At 41.1% G+C, this 16332-nt stretch carries 15 protein-coding genes; 4 read left to right on the top strand and 11 right to left on the bottom strand.

Annotated features, from left to right (window positions below; translation table 11 throughout):
• Positions 1-180: 180 nt before the first annotated feature.
• The 6 genes from ACE1EF_RS04590 to ACE1EF_RS04565 all read right to left on the bottom strand — a co-directional run bounded on the left by ACE1EF_RS04590 (position 181) and on the right by ACE1EF_RS04565 (position 7931).
• Positions 181-2415, bottom strand: coding sequence for a TonB-dependent receptor (locus ACE1EF_RS04590; protein WP_375719443.1), 2235 nt, complete (start codon positions 2413-2415; stop codon positions 181-183).
• Positions 2416-2449: 34 nt separating this feature from the next.
• Complete coding sequence (locus ACE1EF_RS04585; protein ID WP_375719442.1) at positions 2450-2770, bottom strand: hypothetical protein; 321 nt, start codon at positions 2768-2770, stop codon at positions 2450-2452.
• Between the two features lie 170 nt (positions 2771-2940).
• Positions 2941-3711: a glycerophosphodiester phosphodiesterase family protein gene (locus tag ACE1EF_RS04580; protein ID WP_375719441.1), complete on the bottom strand. Its 771-nt coding sequence runs from the start codon at positions 3709-3711 to the stop codon at positions 2941-2943.
• 423 nt (positions 3712-4134) lie between these two features.
• Complete coding sequence (locus ACE1EF_RS04575) at positions 4135-5784, bottom strand: NAD+ synthase (RefSeq protein WP_375719440.1); 1650 nt, start codon at positions 5782-5784, stop codon at positions 4135-4137.
• A 44-nt stretch (positions 5785-5828) separates the two neighbouring features.
• The gene (locus ACE1EF_RS04570; protein ID WP_375719439.1) at positions 5829-6497 is read right to left on the bottom strand and encodes a porin family protein; all 669 of its coding nucleotides are present in this window, start codon (positions 6495-6497) and stop codon (positions 5829-5831) included.
• A 6-nt stretch (positions 6498-6503) separates the two neighbouring features.
• Positions 6504-7931: a TlpA family protein disulfide reductase gene (locus ACE1EF_RS04565; protein WP_375719438.1), complete on the bottom strand. Its 1428-nt coding sequence runs from the start codon at positions 7929-7931 to the stop codon at positions 6504-6506.
• Positions 7932-8151: 220 nt separating this feature from the next.
• Between ACE1EF_RS04565 and ACE1EF_RS04560 the strand changes: the two genes are divergently transcribed.
• Complete coding sequence (locus tag ACE1EF_RS04560; RefSeq protein ID WP_375719437.1) at positions 8152-8886, top strand: hypothetical protein; 735 nt, start codon at positions 8152-8154, stop codon at positions 8884-8886.
• 8 nt (positions 8887-8894) lie between these two features.
• Positions 8895-11273: a TonB-dependent receptor gene (locus ACE1EF_RS04555; RefSeq protein WP_375719436.1), complete on the top strand. Its 2379-nt coding sequence runs from the start codon at positions 8895-8897 to the stop codon at positions 11271-11273.
• Positions 11274-11464: 191 nt separating this feature from the next.
• Here ACE1EF_RS04555 and ACE1EF_RS04550 read toward each other — a convergent pair whose 3' ends face one another.
• The 5 genes from ACE1EF_RS04550 to ACE1EF_RS04530 all read right to left on the bottom strand — a co-directional run bounded on the left by ACE1EF_RS04550 (position 11465) and on the right by ACE1EF_RS04530 (position 14386).
• Positions 11465-11686 carry a DUF6132 family protein gene (locus ACE1EF_RS04550; protein ID WP_375719435.1) on the bottom strand — a complete coding sequence of 74 codons (222 nt, stop codon included), beginning with the start codon at positions 11684-11686 and terminating at the stop codon, positions 11465-11467.
• Positions 11687-11811: 125 nt separating this feature from the next.
• The gene (locus ACE1EF_RS04545; RefSeq protein WP_375719434.1) at positions 11812-12216 is read right to left on the bottom strand and encodes a DUF2752 domain-containing protein; all 405 of its coding nucleotides are present in this window, start codon (positions 12214-12216) and stop codon (positions 11812-11814) included.
• A gap of 3 nt (positions 12217-12219) precedes the next feature.
• The gene (locus ACE1EF_RS04540) at positions 12220-12426 is read right to left on the bottom strand and encodes an LITAF-like zinc ribbon domain-containing protein (protein WP_375719433.1); all 207 of its coding nucleotides are present in this window, start codon (positions 12424-12426) and stop codon (positions 12220-12222) included.
• A gap of 2 nt (positions 12427-12428) precedes the next feature.
• On the bottom strand, positions 12429-14072 hold the full coding sequence (locus ACE1EF_RS04535; RefSeq protein WP_375719432.1) for a PspC domain-containing protein: 1644 nt from the start codon (positions 14070-14072) through the stop codon (positions 12429-12431).
• Between the two features lie 2 nt (positions 14073-14074).
• Positions 14075-14386, bottom strand: coding sequence for a PadR family transcriptional regulator (locus ACE1EF_RS04530; RefSeq protein ID WP_375719431.1), 312 nt, complete (start codon positions 14384-14386; stop codon positions 14075-14077).
• 161 nt (positions 14387-14547) lie between these two features.
• Between ACE1EF_RS04530 and ACE1EF_RS04525 the strand changes: the two genes are divergently transcribed.
• Together ACE1EF_RS04525 and ACE1EF_RS04520 are read left to right on the top strand one after the other, a co-directional pair.
• Positions 14548-15099: a DUF1599 domain-containing protein gene (locus ACE1EF_RS04525; protein WP_375719430.1), complete on the top strand. Its 552-nt coding sequence runs from the start codon at positions 14548-14550 to the stop codon at positions 15097-15099.
• The gene (locus ACE1EF_RS04520; protein ID WP_375719429.1) at positions 15096-16331 is read left to right on the top strand and encodes a BT_3928 family protein; all 1236 of its coding nucleotides are present in this window, start codon (positions 15096-15098) and stop codon (positions 16329-16331) included. The genes ACE1EF_RS04525 and ACE1EF_RS04520 overlap by 4 nt, the downstream gene beginning before the upstream one ends.
• Position 16332 lies beyond the last annotated feature (1 nt).

Here is a 16332-nt window from a genome sequence, read left to right as displayed (position 1 = left end):
CGGAATTAGTAATACCTATAGTGTTAACTGATGCAGCCCTGTTTGGTTCAGGTTTTTAGCAATAAATATAATTTCCGGTTCAGGGTGGGACAGTCAGAAAACAAAAAACCGGTCTGCTTGTCATGAGCGGACCGGTTGTAATGTGTTTCGGTAAGGGATTAAAGATGCTGTAATATTCAATTAAAAGTGATAAGTCATATGGAGTGAAAAGTTTCGTCCGGGATTATAGTATCCAAGCGGTTTAAGTGTGGATAGATGATCGACATACAGCGTATTCATCAGGTTCGATCCGGACACATCAACTTTGAAATGCTTAAATACCATGCCGGCACTGGCATTGAGCAGCGTGTAAGCATTGGTCCGGGTTTCGAACTGAGCCGGATGATTCTGATCAAGCACGACAGGGAGTGCTATTTTCAGAAACAGCTTATCGGCCAGTCTGCAGTTTTTATCCTTGTGTAAGGTAAATGACGGTGTAAGACGGTTCTGTGGAATAAAGGGCAGATATGTGCCATTTTCTTTTATAGCGTAAAGATATGCAAATGTACCACTGAGAAGAAGATATGGAGCGGGATGTACATCAATGCTTCCTTCCAGTCCGGCTAACCGGGCGTTGGATTGACTGTACCTGTAAACCGGAAAGTTTTCATCGGTCACTTCACCTGTTGGGGCCAGGTAGATATAGTTCTGAATCTGATTGAAGTAGCCGGCAATTTCAGTGACGACAACACCTGAATGATAATGAAAACTCAGGTCTGCTTCATAATTCCGCTGTGATTTCAGGTTACGGTCGCCGATCTCATAGCGTGTGCCGTGTTCTCCGTCCTGAAGCAATTCTGACACATTGGGGGTTCTGTAAGCCGATGCCAGGTTGAACCGGATCAGTCCATCAGGAATAAGCTGCCAGGTTAATCCGGCCGAAGCACTGATGTTATTATACGATTTTGTAAAAGGATCCATCATTTCATGGGGTGCATCAGCCGCCGTTTCCTCATGTGAATGAGCGGCTTTAATCTGTTCCGGTGCATTCACATATCTGAAATCATAGCGGGCCCCCATCTGAAGGAAAAGGGTCTGGTTAACATTGAGCTGGTACAAACCAAGTCCGGCAAGGTCTGCTAAAGTGTAGTCCGGTAACACGCGTACCGGTGCATCAAAATTGTGATTATACTGATATCGTCCCTGTATGCTTGTGATCAACTCACCTGATTGTCCTGTATGCCTGCTCAGTTTGGCATTCAGCGAAGCAGTTGTTAAGTGCATTTTTACCAGGTTGCCGGTTGATCCGAACAATTCCCGGTCGTTGAGCTGATAACTCAGATCATTATTAAACTTCCAGGCTGATTTATAATAATTGTACTTTAACGTGGCCATATGGTGATCCAGATTCTGATACCAAACCTCATTATTTCTCCCCCGTTCACCGACCAGTCCCTGAGCCTCCGGCGATGGAATTCCGGCTTTCATGGCTGTATAATCGTAAAACAGCTTATACCGGCTGTTTTTATATCCTGTTCCGGCAAAAGCGCCCAGGTTCTGCATGTTAAACCTGCTGTTCAATACGGCAGTGTTATTTCCATCCAGGTAATCTGCATGATTCTTATAAGAACCGTTAATGCCCCAATTGAACATTTGTTTGCTGCTTTTCACATCCATTCCCGCCTGGTAACCGTTTGTATTGCTGAGCCATCCTGCACTGACCGAACCTTCGGTGGTACCAGAAGGTGCCGGGTCGGATTTGATAAAATTAAGTACACCTCCCAGAGCATCAGACCCGTAGAGCAGGGAAGCCGGACCTTTAATGATTTCCACATCGCGGTACCCGTTGTCGCTGATCAGGTAGGGGTGATCCTGTGAAAACTGGTAGTTTTCGAGCTTTACGCCGTTATTAAGTACCAGAATGTTATTGGTGGAAAGTCCGCGAATGACCGGTGTGCTGATGCCGGGTGATTTTGTGATCACACTGATGCCAGGAACCTCGGAAAGTGAAGCAAATATATTGGTATTCTCACTTTGCAGCGCATCGTGCAAATGATAGTTTTCAATCTTTATGGCATTTTCATGCTGCGATGAATAACTTCCGCTTGATACGACAACCTCTTCTGACTGTAAAACAGAGGGTGTCATTTCAATGACCTGGCTATTTTTCGTCCTGGTATTTATGTCCTTAATCACCGTTTTAAATCCTACAAATGAAAACTGAACCTTAAATACCCCATCCGGCAGATTTTTAATGGCGAATGTGCCATCATCATCGCTGATGACGCCCTTTGAAAGTTCAGGAATAAAAATGTTAACTCCGGGAATCGTTGTGTGGTCAGTTGAATTGTAAACGGTACCCATTATATTATTCTGACCTGTAACGGATATAATTAAAAATACCCACAGAATGCAGGTAGTTGATATGTATTTCATAATTTATTTAATATCAGATTAGTATGTAATTGTTTCAAACCATTGTAAGGGAAACAACAGGTGGTGCCCGTAATCTGATATTTTGGTGAAAGTTTGTTGCTGTAACAGATGAGTAATCTGAGATGAGTTCCCCCAGGCACAACCTGTAAACCGGAATAAGCGGATCATAATCAAAAATAAAATGGGGTTGAAATTCATAGGTATTAATCAGACATTCTGAACCGTGATCAATAAAACCCGTTTCGTGTACCTGAGCATGATGATGAACTTCTGCGTGAACCAGTTGAATAAAGAACGGTGCCATAAACAATGCTATGGAAAGTAGAGCTTTATATGTTCTTTTTTGTTGATTCATAAAATAAGGAACAAAGATATCTGAATTTCGGTTTACCGAAAGCAAAAAAAATTATTTGTTGCCGGATTCGGGCTTCGTGCTCAGCTGTGAACCGTAGATCGTGAATCGTGAACCGTGAACCGTGAATCGTAATTCGTAAATCGTAATTCCTAATTCCTAATTTGTAACTCCTACTTCCGTCCCACTTGTTCTTTAAGCCATGCAGGCCTGTTGGTGGTTATACCTGATACGCCAAGCTTAATGAGTTTTTTGGCTTCGACAGGATCATCCACGGTCCAGCAAAGCACATCCAGTTTATAGTGTTTGGCCAGATTTATTACAGATGGACTGATGATCTCATAATACAGGTTGATCCCATCCAGTTTGTTTTGCGATGCCTCTTTAATTTTTTCTGATAATCCTTCATTTTCGGCACTTAGCCAATAACATTTGTTGTTTGGAAAAGTCTTTTTTGTTTCCAGAATCGTTTCCCAACCAAAGCTTATAAATACAAGCTGGCTCGCTTTGGGTGTGGTATCCATAATCTCTTTCAGGTAAGGTAGAATCTCTTTTCCGCATTTTATTTCAACCACCAGCATTTTGTGTTCCGGCACAGAGTTAATAACCTCTGTCAGGTAAGGCATCTTTTCTCCGGCATATTTATGGTCCTTCCAGCTTCCCACATCCAGTTTGCGCAATAACTTGGCTTTCGATTTAGAAATGACAAGTTTGATTCCTGATGTTCTCAGGGTCGTATCGTCGTGGCAGACCATAACCTGGTTATCCTGCGACAGATAAACGTCAACTTCCACGGCATCAGCATTCAGTTGCCATGCCAAATTAACAGCAGCCATGGTATTTTCAGGTGCAATGAATGAAGCACCCCTGTGAGCAATATACTTAACCTGTGAAAATGTGCTGATCGTGAGGGAAATCAAAGTGAGGAGTACCATTATTCTCATGTCATACGCTTTTCAGCACAATTTAAGTCAAAATACTTTAAGCTAATATGAAATGTTTGTTACAAAATTAATGACGAATGACGAATTTCAAATTGCGATTGCATGCGTATAAGTACTGTAATTTCTAATTGATTTCAGAATTTACTTTTTTGTACTTAAGCATATAAAGGGTGGTTTATAACTTTCAGTCAGTTCGTCATTGCGCGGGTGAGACAAGGAAATTTTCTCGCAGAAATACGCAGATGGATACGCGGAGTAACGCTATTTAAAATAACATTTAATCTATTCAGGATTTCAGCGAATATCTGCGTGAGATCCTTGCGTTAATCAGCGAGAAAAATAACTGTTCTCAGGATCAGTTATATGAAATTCAGATAAACGCAGATTAAACTTGTAATTCCTCATTCATAATTCGTCACTGATTCAGTATTTGGCTACCAATGGCATACGGCGGCCAAAGCCAAATGCTTTGGATGAGATCCGCAGGATAGGTGGTGTCTGGAAGCGCTTATACTCATTTACATTTACCATATGAATTGTTTTATCGATGGTTGCGCGGTCGTAACCCAATGATTCAATTTCCTGTGGTGACCGGTTCAGTTCGATATAGTTGAATAAAATGCCGTCCAGAATATCGTATTCAGGAAGAGAATCAGAATCTTTCTGATCCGGACGTAACTCTGCCGAAGGTGGTTTTACAATGGTGTTATGCGGAATAATCTCTGTTTTTCTGTTAATGTACCAGGCCAGCTTAAATACATCTGACTTGTATACATCTCCCAGCACGGAAAGGCCCCCGTTCATGTCTCCGTAAAGGGTCCCGTATCCTACAGCTGCCTCACTTTTGTTGGAGGTATTCAGCAGAATATGTCCAAATTTATTGGATAACGCCATAACAAGGGTACCACGGATGCGGGCCTGTATGTTCTCTTCAGCTACATTAAACGGCAGGTCATTGAATACGGGCGACAGTGTATCTTCAAACTGTGAATAAATTTCTTTAATGGAAAGGATATCATATTCAATACCCAGGTTTTCAGCCAGATCCACGGCATCTTTCACGGAATGATCCGTTGAAAACCGGGACGGCATGAGCAGGACTCTTATGTTTTCTGCACCCAGAGCCCGTTCGGCTAAAACCAGCGTTACGGCAGAGTCAATGCCGCCGGAAAGGCCAAGCGTAGCCTTTTTAAAACCCATTTTTTGGAAATAATCTCTGATTCCAAGGATTAAAGCATCATGAATAACAGGGATATGATCTGTTTTTTCGGGGATGACCAAAGGTTTGACATCCATATCTTCCGTGTCAATAATCTGAATATCTTCCTCAAAACGTTTACATTGTAACGCCAGGTTTCCCTGTCCATCAATAGCCATGCTGTTGCCATCAAAAACCAGCTCGGTATTTGCCCCTACCTGATTGACGTAAATAGCCGGAATATTGTATTTTTCAGCATTCAGTTTTAAAACCCGTTTCCGTGTGCCTTCCTGCACGTATGAGAAGGGAGAGGCGGCAATGTTGATCAGCATATCAGGTTCTAGCTTAATGATCTGCTCCATCGGTACAACAGAATAGAGTCGGCTTTGAGCAAAGGGATTCAGTACCGGCTGTTTTTCCCAGATATCCTCACATATGGTCACTGCAAATTTCTTTCCCCCAAACTCAAGGATGTCGAAATCCCTGTTGGGTTCAAAATAACGGTATTCGTCAAATACGTCATAGGTCGGAAGCAGCGTCTTGTTAAACACCTTTTCTATTTTTCCATTATTCAGAAAAAATGCTGAGTTATGCAGCCGTTTACCCCTGGGATTTTCATTCAGACTTGGTGATCCGACAATGATGGCAATATCTTTGCTCAACCCGGCCAGTTTATTCACCCACAACATACAGGTGTCGAAGAATTCCCGCTTTTCAAGCAGGTCATGGGGTGGATAGCCACAGATGCTGAGTTCCGAAAAAACAATCAGTTCGGCACCACTTTTTTTAGCTTCTTCTATGGCTGCAGCCATCTTGTTATGATTATATTCAAAATGACTGACAATATAATTGAGTTGAGCTAAAGCTATTTTCATATTCTTTCCTTAGACATAAGACACTGGAATCAAGACTCAAGATTTTAAAAGTTGATTCCGAGCCGCAAATTTACAGAGTTTAAATTAGTTTTATCACTAATATCATCATTAGTTGTGATATCTATGAGACCGTTGGTATAAAAAATGGCGGCGTGAAGGTATGTGTCCCCGCCTAATGAATATTCTATGCCACCGCCAAAGTGAAACCCGATGTCACCAATCTGAATCTCATTGATCAGAGCCAGATCGTCCCCGGTATAAGCCTTCGTGTTGATCATCGGGGTCAGGCCTAACTGGCCGTAATAGCCTAAGCGGCGAAAAAGCTTTGTTTTGAGTTTAAGACCCACAGGTAATTCAATATAGGTTAAATTATAACGGATCAATTCACCATCCTGTATCGTGACATAGTTATGATCGATATTCATTTGGGGATTTGTTCCGGTGGTATACCTGAGTTTTCCCCCGGTGTGACTTCGGAGCACAGAAACAGATATAGCATAGTTCCTGTCGAAAAAGAAATCCGCCATAAGCCCATACGACATGCCGGGAACAGCACCTTCATTCAGCACTTTGGAATAATCTGATTTCAACCAGGAAACCTGTGGAGATGCAACCAGCCCAAGCTTAAGTTTTTTATAGTCCTCCTTTTTATTCTGTGCATTTAATGTAGAAACCGTAACGGTAAGTAAAGCAATTAACAAAAAAAATCTCATCCTCTCTTATAATTTACCATTCTTGTACAACCTGTCCAGCATTAAGTCAAGTGTCTCTACTCCAAGTTTTTTTCCGATTATTTTTTTGTCTTTGTCCAGAAGGAATATCCTGGGCGTAACCGTAACATCGTAGTAATACCTGAAGTTTGTCTGGTTATGCGGATCCCAGACATGAATCCATCCATACAGCCCTTTGTCATGAATGAATTTTTCCCATTCATCCCGATTGGTCTGGGTGTATACACAATAAACGGCTAAACCCTGGTCTTCGTATTTTTTCCATATTTTTTCATACACTTCCGGCACAATCACCTTACAATGTGAGCAGTTGGGTTCAAAAAAGATGAGAATGGTGTAGGGAGCATCCACCTGGTGAAGTGACTTAAATCCTTCCTGCCAGTCTTCCATCACCAGGTCAGGAGCCGTTTTGCCCAGGAGCGTGTGTTCCTCTTTTGCCACAAGTTCGCCAAGTTTACTCAGGAGTGTTGAATCAGCCCAGTACGCATCACCGTTAAGGTAATATTGTTTGGCTACTGCCACACTCAGACTCTCCATACCCATGATATCGCTTTTTACGGCAAAATTTAATATAGTGGAGGCCATAAAACGAAAGCACGTCTTATCCGGTCTGGAAGCCTCTATCAGTTTTAATGCATAGGGTGTAATGGAATCCGGTTGCGGAATAAGAACTTTGTCGAGATAGTGCCTGACCTTATCCTCAAAAAAAGAGGTGCGCCATAAACCCGGTTCTGTTAAATCAGTATGGTCGAAGTAATGATTTGCCTCAAAAAAGTAGCGTCTTAGAGCCTTTACCGAATCACTTAATGCATTGTATTGGGGTGTTTGTTCCGGTTCATACTTCACCGGAATGAATGAATGTATGACGGTGCCATAAAAACTTCCCCTGAATTTATTGTAATCTGCATGCCATCTGGCGTCTACTTTGTCATTTAAGGTCTGAAGCTTTTCTTTTGCCAGAGCCAGAGAATCTTTGTTTTGTATCAGAGGCCTGTAATGTGTAATAAGGCTGGTCCGTTTTTTTTGCATATCCTGCATAAACTTATGATATGCAGCAAAGGCTTCAGTTTCTTCACTGCCTTTTACAAGCTGACTCTGAATAAAATCTGCGGTGTCGACAGATATGGAAAACGTCTGATCTTCTCCCAAAAGGATGTCAAAAAAAGTTTTATTGGGAAAATAGGCTGTATAGATACCTTTGGGCAGCAGTGTGTCACTTTTTATAACAGCCTTGCCGTGTTTGTCTATTTCAAAGGTGTCGGCTACCAGCATGTTTTCACCCTGGTAAAAACCAAGTATCATGGTTGTATCCTTCCATCCGGTGGTTTTAATTTCAATATCGTACTGTCCGTATGTGTTGCACGATATAAGTAAGGAAAGTGCAGCCACAAAACCGAATTGAACAAGCTTATGCATAGCGGTTCATTTTTGTATTTAACGTGAAAAGGCAAAAATAGTGTATAAAACCGAGGAGAGAAAACATAATCCACAGTGTTAAGAGACAAAAAATAAGGATTCACGGAGTGATGCGGATATCATCAGCATAGAATAATTGTAAAAATGTTTAACTATAAATGAAAATAATTAAACAAAAATTTCGTATTATTGTTATGAATAAAAATAAAAACCAAAAAATATGAGAAACATAAATGTGATATTCCTGATAGTGCTGGTAGTGCTGCTCGCAGGATGCGGTGTATCATCAAAAACCGCATCGGAACGGAAGGTGTACAATATTGATGCCTATGTTGATGGGACACCTTTTGAAATTAATGTAACAACGGGTGAGGGCCATAACCATCCCACATTTGTCATTTGGCTGGAGGATATGGAAGGAAATTATCTGAAGACTATTTTCATAACCAGATCTTTTGCCAGTGGCATTTACGGACATGCTGCCCTGACCGATTCCACCTGGAGCAACAAGGCGGGACAATCATTTCGTCCGGCTTCCCTGCCTTACTGGAGTTTTAAGAAGGGATTAATTGATGGAAAATTTATGATTCCTGAAAAAGATCATCCTTTTGTTGACGGGTTTACCGGTGCAACACCACAGGGGGACTTCTCAATAGAGTCTCAAATGCCGAAAGATGGAAAATACCGGGTATTGCTTGAGGTTAATCAAACCTGGGACTGGAACCGCTTCTGGACCAATAATAAGTATCCTGATAACAGAGATTACAAAAGCAGTGCACAACCCAGCATAATTTATGCAGTTACGGTCGATGTAAAAAATCCAATGCCGTATTACATCATGAACCCTATTGGTCATGGACATTATGCCGGTGAAGATGGGGAATTGTATACTGATTTATCCACTTTGACAACTGCGCTTAAGATTTTTGACAGAATTGAATTAAAAATAAAATAGCCTGACAGATGAAACTATTGAAGACAAATTTACTCTTTTTACTTGTACTGATTTCGCAAATGGCCATTGCTCAGAATGGTGTAATCAAAGGTCGTGTGTTTGATGAGGCGAATAACGACGCTGTACCATTCGCCAATGTGGTTATCCTGGGGACAACGGTAGGAAGTACGACGGATCTGGATGGAAATTTTACCATTACCGGTGTTCAACCTGGATTTGTAAAGTTACAGGTCTCATTTGTCGGGTATCAGACCACGGTAAGCCGTGATATCTCTGTGAGCAATGCAAAGACTTCATATATTGATATCGGATTAAAAGCATCATCCACCAATCTCAGTGAGGTGGTTGTAAAGGTAGACCCTTTTCAAAAGCGTGATGAAGTGCCGTTATCCATGCAGAAAATCGGTGTAAAGGAGATCGAAAGCAATCCGGGCAGTAACCGCGATATCTCCCGGGTGATTCAGTCCTTTCCGGGGGTGGGCTCAACACCGGCTTTCAGAAATGATGTGATTGTGCGCGGAGGTGGCCCCAGTGAGAACCGGTTCTATCTTGATGATGTAGAGATCCCTGTGCTGAACCATTTTGCCACACAAGGTGCATCGGGTGGTCCTGTTGGTATTATCAATGCAGACTTTATCGGAACGGTTAATTATTATTCCAGTGCTTTTCCGGCGGACCGTTATAACGCCCTAAGCGGCGTATTTGAATTTACCCAGATCGATGGGAATCCGGAGAAACTTAAATTCCGTGGAACGTTGGGCGCAAGCGAAGTAAGTGCTACAATTGATGGTCCGCTAGGCGAAAATACAACGTACATTTTTTCTGCAAGACGATCTTACCTGCAGTTTCTGTTCAGTGCGATAGGACTGCCGTTCCTTCCCACATTTAACGATTATCAGCTGAAACTGAAATCAAAACTGAATGCAAAAAATGAACTGACTGTCGTCAGTATCGGATCTCTGGATAACCTGACTCTGAATACAGGCATTAAGGACCCGGATCCGTCCCAGGAATATATTCTGACACAAATACCGATTAATAATCAGTGGAGTTATACATTAGGTTTTGTCTTGAAACACTTTATGGATAACGGCTACAGGACATTTGTCCTGAGCCGTAACATGCTGAACAATGAGTTTTACAAGTTTCCTGAAAACGATGAAAGCAGGCCTAAAACCTTTGATTATCATTCATTTGAAGCCGAGAATAAAGCCCGGTATGAGGTGGATTACCTCTTGAATAATCTGAAGATAAGTTATGGTATAAGTGGTGAATATGCCCGTTATTACAATAAAACCCAGCAACAGTTTTTTACTGCCGGTTCGCTGCAGGAGATAAATTATGAATCGAATATTGACTTGTTTAAATATGGGGTTTATGGTCAGCTTACCAGGCAGTTTACGTCCATCAGAACGTCTGTATCTCTGGGGCTTAGAGCCGATGGAAACTCATACAGCAAATCAATGCAGAATCCGTTGTCTCAGTTCTCCCCTAGGGCATCCGTTTCGTTTGCACTCACCGATAAAACACGTTTCAGCGTTTCAGCCGGACGGTTTTATGAATTACCGGCTTATACAACTCTGGGGTACCGAGATAATACTAATGAACTGACCAACACTGCAGTAAAATATATTGGAGTGGACCATTATGTGGCCGGTGTCGAACAAAAAATAGGTCTGGATTATTTATTCTCTCTCGAGGGATTTTACAAGGGTTACTTTCAGTACCCTATCGATAAATTTACGGGCGTAAGTCTTGCAAATGTTGGTGCGGATTACAGTTCGGTTGCGGGTGCAGTTCCAGTTGAATCAACAGGTAAGGGCCGTGCGGTAGGTTTTGAGTTCCTGAACCGGATCAACAAGAAGAATTTTAATTTAATCGCATCCTATACCTTTGTACGAAGCTTATTTACAGATGCGGCAGGTGAGGAGATCCCATCTTCATGGGACAGCCGGCATTTATTAACCATGACGGGGACAAGGACATTTAAGAAAAACTGGTCAGCGGGTTTTAAATGGCGTTTTGTGGGCGGTTTGCCCTACACACCATATGATCTTGAAAAAAGTGCACTCAGAGAAGCATGGGATGCCAACGGTCAGCCATACTTTGATTATTCCCGCTTGAACGAGAAACGTTTCAGTCCGTTTCATCAACTGGATTTAAGGGTAGACAAGAAGTATTTTTATGATAAATGGAGCCTGATGTTTTATGTGGATATACAAAATGTATATAATTTTAAATCAGAAGGTCAGGATTACATTATACGTGAACGGAATGATGACGGTTCCTTTAAACTGGTGGATAATGGAACCAGGTATGTTCTTGACAGGATTCCAAATACAAGTGGGATCATTCTTCCGACTGTGGGGATAATGGTAGAGTTTTAATTATAGAATCAAGACACAAGAATCAAGACACAAGATTTTGTTAGAATTTTAAATGAAAGCGGGGATATCAGATAACTGAAATCCCCGCTCTTATTTTATGATCATGGCTTCAAAAAACGATCACCCTTCATTTCTCACCTGTCACCTGTCACCCGTCACCTGTCACCTGTAACCCGTCACCCCCACCAACCTCACTCTTCAGCTTTCTTTTCCTTTCGCTTCAGATAGCCCTTAATGGTATCACCTATCACATATCCGAAAAATGCCCCGTAAAGCGTGGTCCAATGCCATTTTGATGTGATAGGACAGCTTCCGGATGTACATCCAATGGTCTTCCAGTACACAAATCCGGCTATAGCGCCTAAACCTATGAGTATAACAGTTATGATGGTAGTCTTGCGTTTTAAATCCATTCCAGAATAATTTGAGATCAAATATATAATATTTTATATATGTATAAAACGCAATACATTATTCAGAGTTCAATTTTGGGTAACTTTAACATTTACATGTCTAAGCTCTGCTTAATGATCAGGCCCTAGTAATAGAGGGGACCCATGATAAATTTCATGATCCAGGAGGCGATGACCAATCCAAGAATTATGTAAAGTGTCGTTTTGGAAATGGAAAACAATTTACCGCTCAATGTAATTTTTATACCTGCAACCAGAATGAACAGTGAGAGCAGAATCAAAAATGGAAACAGGGCGTTATAATGGAAAGCTTCACTCCAGTTATTTCTGACAAGCTGGTTCATGGCACGGTCGTACCCACAGCCGGGGCAGGGCAGATGTGTTACGGATTTAAAGATGCAACCATCCAGATAAAGGGTTTCTTTTGAATGAAAAGATAAAAAAGGATAATAAAGGTAAAACAGGGCACTCAGTACCATTCCGGTACCGATGCTCCTGTTACGTATTTTAGTCAGTTTATTACTTTTCATTAACTAGCGGGAACCCATATAAAAACCACAGTTCGGGCATCTAACGACCTGCTCTTTAAATCCTGAAGATACAAAAGGGATCCAGCAAAGTGGGGTACAGACAAAGAACAGAATGCCAAAAACAATCCAGGCTTCTACTTTAAGTTTTTCTTCTACGATTGGAGCGCCTTCATATTCGCAGTAGGGGCATTTAATTTCCATTGTATTCATCGTTATAATTTTTTAAGTCCTTTATTGGTCATCTCCCAGTATTGGCTGTGCATATCCTGTAGTTGATAATATCCACTATCAAAAGATACAGTTCTGAAATTGCTGAAACCGTTTCCATTAATGAGATAGACCACCTTATTTTCGGGTATTTTTACTTTTATTTTAACTTCTGCCTGATCATTCCATTTAGCTTTCTGTGTAAATGCTATGGGCAGGTGCAAAGTGTCATCTACCAGTGACCAGTTAAGCCTGATATTTTCACTGTTGTACTTATACTGATATTTGGAAACCGATAAAAGCATTTCGCTGTCATTGGAAGGCAAAATGGCAACATCAGGTTTTTTATATAAAATACTGTTTTTGGTATAGTCATCATCATATTTTAGTGGAGCTACGGTATCATTATATGAAAAATCAATATACAGGGTGTCACTGTCAATATTTAAAGGATAGTTCTCGTTATCCACGCGGCTGCCATGATGCGAGTTAATATCAATGTTTGAATTCCGGAGTTCTTCCCGCCACTCTTCCGGTAGTCCGTTCTCATCAATAAACTTCAGTAAGGAGGATCCAACCATAATGAACCCTGTAAACCACAGCAGGAAAGAAAGTACAAGGACCCAACCTGTTTTTCCCTGATGCCTGAAGGCCAGTTTGCTTATAAAATATGCCAGCAGAAATATTGGAACACCAACCAAAATGATCAGTCCGGTTGCAGCAGTGGCACTGGTTCTGGCCAGCTCCGTGGGGAACGCATGCAGATTCAGGTTCCAGATGTCAGCCACGGTTTCGGGGAATCCCGCACCAAAGGCTAAGCCGATGAGAGCAAACAGCGCTACGGCCAGTGACACCAGCACAAGGGATCCTATAAAAATGGCAATTATCTTAAGAAAACCTATTACGAAATCACCAAAGGCACTTCCATACCGGTAACTTCTTGGCGGACGGGGAGGTCTTGGGGGTCTCGGTGGCCGGGGTGGTTTGTTCGTGGATTTACTTTTCATATTCTCCTGGAACTTATTGAACTGGTTCTTGGCATTGTTTTTAAGGTCATTAAATTCTTTGCCAATATTATTCACGTTAACCGGTTCGCCCTGCATCTCAAGACGTTGTGTGACTGTAAGAGCTTCCGGAACGGCCAGCCACAGTACCAGATAGATGAATCCGAAACTGAATGATGTGGCAATCAGCAGGACGACGAAAATTATCCGCATGGCTACAACATCAATGTTGAAATAGACCGATAATCCTGAACAGACTCCACCAAACACCTTATTTGAAGGATCCCTGTAAAACTTTCTGTGGGGTTTTCTGTACGGCATTCGTGTATTGGAATAGGTCTTGTTCTGTTCTTTGGAATCTTCGCCAAAGGAATCATCATCCATCTCGGTGAAATCTTCAGGTTGACCCAGGACATCAATAACAGAATGAACCATGGTTGTAGTGATAACCTGGTTGCTTTCCACAATCTTTTCATTCAGAAGTTCAGCGATACGGGTTTCAACATCCGACATGATTTCACTGCCATCGCTTTGCTTATCGAAATAAGCATGAAGTTTATCAAGGTAGCCCTTCAAAAGCTCGTAGGCGTCATCATTAATATGAAATACAGCACCACCAATATTGATAGTTAATGTTTTTTTCATTGCTATTTTTTTATTTGATTCTTCTTAAGGTTTTCTACAGCAGCAGAGAGTTCATTCCAACCGGTCTCAAGTTCGGCAAGTAATTTGCCTCCTTTGGAGGTGATCTCGTAATATTTGCGGGGCGGACCCTGGGTCGACTCTTTCCACGAATAAGTCAGGAAACCTGTATTCTTTAAACGCGAGAGAAGAGGGTATAACGTACCTTCCACCACAATCAGTTTCGACTGCTTTAAGGCATCAATAATGTCTGATGTGTAGGACGGTTTATTAGCAAGGATGAGCATAATGCAATACTCAAGTACGCCTTTCCTCATTTGTGCTTTTGCATTTTCTCCTTTCATAACCTTTAAATTGCATAGCAAAGATATCGAATAAATTTAGTACCTTGCAAAACATAGTACTATAAATTAACTATTATTAACATTTTAAAATGATCTGTTTTTTTGTATTTTTACAGCTTTATAAAAAACCAGGCATGAGCAAAACCGAAAAACAGTTTGATCACGTAATAGCTTTGTGCAGAGATATTTTTCAAAAGAAAACAAGGGACTACGGCACTGCATGGCGAATTCTGCGGCCGGTATCTATTACCGATCAGATATTTATTAAAGCCAATCGTATCAGAACGCTCGAAACAAAGGGATACAGCAAAGTAGGAGAGGGCATAAAGGAAGAATTTATAGCTATAGTCAACTATGCCATTATGGGTTTGGTACAACTGGATAAAGGTTATGCTGATCATGCCGATTTAAATGAGGAATCAGCACTGAAGCTATATGATGAGAGGGCAGCGGAAGCCAAAGCGCTTATGATGAAAAAGAATCACGATTACGATGAAGCATGGCGCAGCATGCGGATCAGTTCCTATACTGATCTTATTCTTCAGAAGCTTTACAGAACCAAGCAGATAGAAAATAACGCAGGAGCAACACTTATTTCTGAAGGCATTGATGCCAATTACCTTGATATGCTTAATTATTCGGTATTTGCTTTGGTCAAACTGGAATTTGGAGAAAACGAAATATGATATACAGAAGAATAACAGATTTAATCTTCCGGATTATTGTCGGTCTGGTATTTGTTTTTTCAGGATTTGTAAAGGCGGTTGATCCGCTCGGTTCTGCATATAAATTCATTGATTATTTTGAAGCTTTTAATGTGGATTTTTTAAATCCGCTGGCAACAGCGCTTGCGTTTATTATCCCTGCACTGGAATTTGCCATAGGCTTTGCTTTACTCTTTAATATTCTGAAAAAGTTTACAACCTGGGTTCTCGGCGGGTTTATTCTTTATTTTACCGGTTTGACCCTGATTTCAGCCATTACCAATCCTGTGACGGATTGTGGTTGTTTTGGCGATGCCATTAAGCTGGATAACTGGACAACCTTTTACAAAAATCTTATTTTGTTGTTGCTGAGTGTTTTTCTCGTACTCAATAATGAGCATTTTTCTAACCAGTACTTTAAAGTGAGGACACAGCGTTTGCTGTGGGTGTATTTTATTCTTTTTTCTCTTGGCATATCAACATACAGCCTGGTTACGCTGCCCATCATTGATTTCAGGCCTTATAAGCTGGGCGTCAACATATATAACAGCATGACAAAGCCTGAGTGGGCACCGGATGATGTATATAAAACAACACTTTACTACAGGAAAGATGGAAAGGTTGTTGGTTTTTCAGAGGATGATTATCCCTGGCAGGATAGTACCTGGCAATTTGTGGATGCTGAGAATGAACTGGTTAGTAAAGGCTATGAACCGCCCATTAAAAGTTTTAATGTGCTGAACAGTGAGGGTGAGGATATCGGACCCGATATCATATTAAATAATGATTATCAGTTCATGATTATATGCCGCGATTTCAGATCCGTCAGAGAAAAGGATCTGGAGAAAATAAGACTTGCCTATGAACTTGGTAAAGAAAAGTCTTACACCGTTTTTGTCATCAGTTCGGCAACGGCAGTTGAGAACCAGAAATTTACATATATGCTGGGATCTGATATCCCTATCTACCAGGCGGATGATGTTTTATTGAAAAGTATGATCAGAGCAAATCCGGGTATTTTTGTTCTGAAGGAGGGAACGATTGTTGGGAAATTTAACCTGAAAAGAACTGAAATTAATGCCGGTTTTTTCAATGTACTGGAGTACACCTTAAGCAAACAAAGGATGGTGAATAATAGATATAATGTATTAACTTTGGGGCTCATTTTTTTCATCATCATTTTGGTGTATACAAATCTGGACAGGAAATATTAAT

Origin of the sequence: Quyinboa sediminis (assembly GCF_042219855.1) — a bacterium.
Classification (GTDB): domain Bacteria; phylum Bacteroidota; class Bacteroidia; order Bacteroidales; family UBA5342; genus JBHJHP01.
The sequence above is the reverse complement of the archived record's forward strand: the minus strand, read 5'-3'. Positions and strand labels throughout refer to the sequence as shown.